The following is a 5,325-nucleotide window of genomic DNA, read 5'->3' on the forward strand; positions in this document are numbered from 1 at the left end:
GGCGATTCCATTACCGTGGCCCCGGCCCAGACCCTGTCCGACAAAGAGTACCAGGCCCTGCGGGATGCCTCCATTGCCATCATCAGGGAGATCGGCGTGGACACGGGCGGTTCCAATGTTCAATTTGCCGTGAACCCGGATAACGGGGATATTATCGTGGTTGAAATGAACCCCAGGGTATCCAGGTCTTCGGCTCTTGCCTCCAAGGCCACGGGCTTTCCCATTGCCAAAATTGCCGCCAAGCTTGCCGTAGGGTATACCCTGGATGAGATTCCCAATGATATCACCGGGGAAACCATGGCCTGCTTTGAGCCATCCATTGACTATTGTGTGGTCAAAATTCCGCGCTGGACCTTTGAAAAATTTCCCGAAGCTGACGATGTACTCACCACGGCCATGAAATCCGTGGGTGAAACCATGGCCATCGGCAGAACATTTAAAGAGGCCCTTCAAAAGGGTCTGCGCTCCCTTGAAATCGGCCGGGCCGGTTTTGGTGCCGACGGAAAAGACCCTGCTCCCGGATCTGTGACGGGTATGGATCTGGAATACAAATTATCCACCCCTAATTCCCAGCGGATTTTTTACATCAAATACGCCATTGAACACGGCATGCCCATCACCATGATTCATGATCTCACCGATATTGATCCATGGTTTCTGTACCAGATGAAGCAGATTGTGGACCTTGAAAAGCAGTTGAAACTGGCTGGTATGAACCTGCCAAAGGATCTTTTTGAAAAGGCAAAAAAATACGGGTTCTCCGACATGCAGCTGGCCTATCTGTCCGGGGGGCTGACAGACAAGCAGATCGAACAGAAACGAAAAGCTTTAGGCATTGTTCCGGTATATAAACTGGTGGACACCTGTGCCGCGGAATTCAGGGCCGTTACCCCTTACTATTACTCCACCTATGAAAGCGAATGCGAAGCCCGGGTGTCGGACAAGAAAAAGGTAATCATCCTGGGCGGCGGTCCCAACCGCATCGGCCAGGGTATTGAGTTTGATTACTGCTGTGTTCATGCCTCCTTTGCCTTAAGGGAAGAAGGGGTTGAATCCATCATGGTCAATTCCAACCCGGAAACGGTCTCCACGGACTATGACACCTCTGACAAGCTTTACTTTGAACCTTTGACCCGGGAAGATGTGCTTCACATCGTGGAAAAGGAAAAACCCTTTGGGGTGATTGTCCAGTTCGGAGGCCAGACACCTTTGAACCTTGCCACGGACCTTCAAAAAGAAGGGGTTCCCATTATCGGCACAAGTCCGGAAAGTATAGACCGCGCCGAAGATAGGGATCTGTTTGCGGCCATGCTTAAAAAACTGAACCTGCGCCAGCCGAATAACGGCATTGCATATTCCTACCAAGACGCCGTGAAGGTGGCCAGGGATATCGGATACCCGGTCATGGTTCGTCCCTCCTTTGTGCTGGGCGGCCGGGCCATGAAAATCGTCTATGATGAAAAGGATCTGGAATCCTATTTTGAACTGGCGGTCCAGGCATCCCCGGACAAACCCGTGCTCATTGACAAGTTTCTGGAAGAAGCCTTTGAGCTGGATGTGGACGCCATTTCCGACGGTGAAGATACCATCATCGGCGGCATGATGGAACATATTGAAGAGGCAGGTATCCATTCCGGCGATTCCGCCTGTGTGCTGCCGCCCTATTCCATTGAAGCGCACCACATCAAAGAGATGTCGGATGCGGCAAAAGCCATTGCCAAAGAACTAAATGTTAAAGGTCTGATGAACATCCAGTTCGGGATTATGAATGACACGGTGTATATCATTGAAGTCAATCCCAGGGCATCCCGGACCATCCCCTTTGTCTCCAAGGCGATCGGCGTGCCTCTGGCTAAACTGGCCACCAAGGTGATGCTGGGAAAAACCTTAAAGGAACTTGGGGTGACCAAGGAAATCATCCCGCCCTATTATTGTGTCAAGGAAGCGGTAATGCCCTTTGACCGCTTTGAAAACGTCGATCCTGTTCTTGGGCCGGAGATGAAATCCACAGGCGAAGTCATGGGCATTGATAAAGATCTTGGCGCAGCTGTGGCCAAAGCCCAGTTTGCTGCCGGACAGAAACTGCCCAAGGAAGGCACTGTATTTATCTCTGTCCAGGACAAGGATAAAAAGGCGGCACTGCCTGTGGCAAAGTGTTTCCATGACATGGGATTCACCATCATGGCCACCCGGGGAACCGTCACATTCCTGGAAGAAAACAAAATTCCATCCACATTTGTAAAAAAAGTATCGGCAGGCCGACCCCATGTGGTGGACGCCGTGAAAAACGGTGAAATCCAGCTTATATTAAATACAGGTGCCTCCAGCCAGACCCAAAGAGACGGCTATGAAATTCGCAGGGCCGCCATTAAATATAAAATACCCTATGCCACCACCACGGACGGAGCCCGGGCCATCAGCCTGGCCATCCAGGCCATGAAAAAAGAGAACCTGACGGTTAAGCCGCTCCAGTATTATCACCAGGAAATTAAGCATTGAAAGAATCAGAAATGAATACGACCCACCTAAATTGTTCGACCTGCCCCGTTTTTACGCCCAGTGAACGTCCCAAAGATGAATGTGGGGTTTTTGGCCTTTACAAACACCCGGAAGCGGCCCAAATTACCTACTTCGGACTTTATGCGCTTCAACACAGGGGCCAGGAAAGTGCGGGCATCTCCGTGAACCGGGGGATTAATGATAAAATTTTCTCCCATAAAGGCATGGGGCTTGTACCAGAAATTTTCAACATGGACGACCTTAAACGCATTGAAGGCGGGTCTGCCATCGGCCATGTCCGGTACTCCACGACGGGAGATTCCGTCCTGGCCAATGCCCAGCCTTTTGTGGTGAACCATCGGCACCGCTCCTATGCCCTGGCTCACAACGGTAATCTGGTCAACGCCCACATCATCCGCGAAGAACTTGAGGAACAGGGCTCCATCTTCCAGACCACCATGGATTCGGAAGTGTTTCTGCACCTGTTTATTAAAAACCTTATAAAGGGCGATTATGAATCAGCCATATTAAAGGCAGTCTCAAAGCTTGAAGGCGCCTATTCCATGATTCTTCTGACCTGTAAGGGCGAAATTATCGGCATGAAAGACCCCAACGGATTCCGCCCCCTGGCCCTTGGAAAACTGAACGGGCACTATGTACTGGCATCTGAAACCTGTGCCTTTGACCTGATCCAGGCTGAATTCATCCGGGAACTGGCCCCCGGTGAAATCGTTATTATCAGTGAAGACGGCATCAAGAGTATCAAACATCCCAATGCAGCTGCCAAAAAATCCTTGTGCATATTTGAATATATCTATTTTGCCCGGCCTGACTCCACCATTGACGGCAAAAACGTCTATGAAATGAGAAAGGCACATGGAAGGCGTCTGGCCCAGGAATCCCATGTGGATGCAGACCTGGTCATGCCGTTCCCCGATTCCGGCAACTATGCGGCCATCGGCTATGCCGCAGAATCTGGAATCCCCTTTGAAATGGCTATGATACGCAACCACTATGTGGGCAGAAGTTTTATCCAGCCCACCCAGTCCATGCGGGATTTTGCGGTGCGGGTGAAACTGAACCCGGTACGGGAACTGATAAAAGGTAAAGATATTATCATTGTTGAAGATTCCATTATCCGGGGCACCACGGCCAAAACCCGTGTGAAAGCACTAAAGGAGTTGGGAGCCGGAAAAATACACATGCGGGTATCTTGTCCGCCTCATAAGTTCCCCTGTTACTACGGCATTGATTTTTCATCCAAAGGAGAGTTGATTGCGGCCCAGAAACCCTTGGATGAACTGACCGAATACCTTGGATTGGATTCCCTGCATTACCTGTCCATTGAAGGCATGCTTGAAGCCTCCGGGGTCAATGACCCTGAAGCAAATTTCTGCAAGGCCTGCTTTGACGGTACATACCCTGTGCCCTTTGATCCCAATTTTACCAAACAGTGCATGGGGTAACAGGTGTCAAGAAACTGGAAACAAGAGGGCCAAGCGCCGTTCGTGCCCATTTTATAACCCATTAGCCAGAATAGCCAATAAAAGTGAAAAAACAAACCGTTGCATTTTCAAGGCAGAGCACCAATCTATTTTTCCACATACTGACACGGTGCAATCTGCGTTGTGCCCACTGCTATATCAACCGAGACCAGCACGGAAGCAACACCCTTTCCCTGGATACGATCAAGGCGTGGCTTGGTATCTTTTCTTCCAAAGCAAAGGATACCAACCTAATTTTTTTAGGGGGTGAACCCACCCTTCACCCCGATCTTGCTTCAGCCATAGGCATAGCCGAATCCATGGGATTCAAATCCATCACCGTGGATACCAACGGTTTTTTATTTCACAACATCCTGGACAATATCACACCTAATCAAATTGACTTTTTTTCATTTTCTCTGGATGGTGTCAGCAAGGAAATCAATGATGCCATCAGAGGAGATGGATGCTTTGATGCCGTCATGTCCGGTATCAGCCGTGCTGTGGAAAAAGGTTTTTCCTGCTCAATGATATATACTGTCTCTGAAAAAAATATTCATGAGGTCCCAAAGCTTCCTGAATTGGTCAAGGATCTTGGTATTTCACGATTTTTTATCCAGGTGGTGGGTATGCGGGGCGAAACGGAAAACACCGATGCAAGGCACCAGGTATTAAAACCAGTCTGGAGCAGTATCATTCCAAAAACGGCGGAACAGATTGCACAACAGGGAATTATCGTTACCTACCCCAAGGTGTTCCTTACCCATGAAGAAACCTTTGAATGTGCTGCCAATGTTGCGGACAACTATTTTATCTTCCCCAACGGACGGGTGTATCAATGTCCTTTATGTGAGGATTTTCCCTTTCATTCCTATGAAATAATAAACAATCAACTTATGCCTCGTCCAAAAATCAATGAAAAGGATCTTTTCTCTTTGCAGATTCCCGAAGGTTGTGTAATGAACAAATTAATACAGCCGGGAAATATATCTTACGATGATAACCAATTCCCCCGCTATAAAATAGCCTGTTGCATGCTCAAGGAAGAATTGTACCCTTAAGACAGAACAGGCTTGATCATAAGATGGGCCACTTATGTAGCGACCAGATACAGAGCACCGTCAACTACCTGTAATCCCAACGCTATCTTACCGTCAATTAAAATATTGGCATAAAGTGGCCGAAGTTATGATCAACCCCGACATTTCAAGCGCCGCTAAAAGACAATCCTATAGGGCGCATTCCCATTTTCCGGGTTTTAAAAAAGTCTATCTTTTAGTGCAAAAAGCATGATATTTCCTGCTAAACTGAAACGAACAAAAAATGGATTGTGCTGATGAAA

3 protein-coding genes are annotated in these 5,325 nt (G+C 48.5%); all 3 read left to right on the forward strand.

Translation table 11 applies throughout. The features are described from left to right. On the forward strand, positions 1-2,499 hold a 2,499-nt coding region (gene carB / locus B3D59_RS05325), incomplete at its 5' end, for a carbamoyl-phosphate synthase large subunit (RefSeq protein ID WP_286818240.1). A gap of 11 nt (positions 2,500-2,510) precedes the next feature. Further along, positions 2,511-3,965 carry an amidophosphoribosyltransferase gene (gene purF / locus B3D59_RS05330; protein WP_277004864.1) on the forward strand — a complete coding sequence of 485 codons (1,455 nt, stop codon included), beginning with the start codon at positions 2,511-2,513 and terminating at the stop codon, positions 3,963-3,965. Between the two features lie 83 nt (positions 3,966-4,048). Then, a complete protein-coding gene (locus tag B3D59_RS05335) occupies positions 4,049-5,044 on the forward strand; it encodes a radical SAM protein (RefSeq protein WP_286818242.1) in 996 nt (331 codons plus the stop codon). Positions 5,045-5,325: the final 281 nt, after the last annotated feature.

Source organism: Desulfobacter sp. UBA2225 (genome assembly GCF_002348205.1).
Taxonomy (GTDB): Bacteria; Desulfobacterota; Desulfobacteria; order Desulfobacterales; family Desulfobacteraceae; genus Desulfobacter; species Desulfobacter postgatei.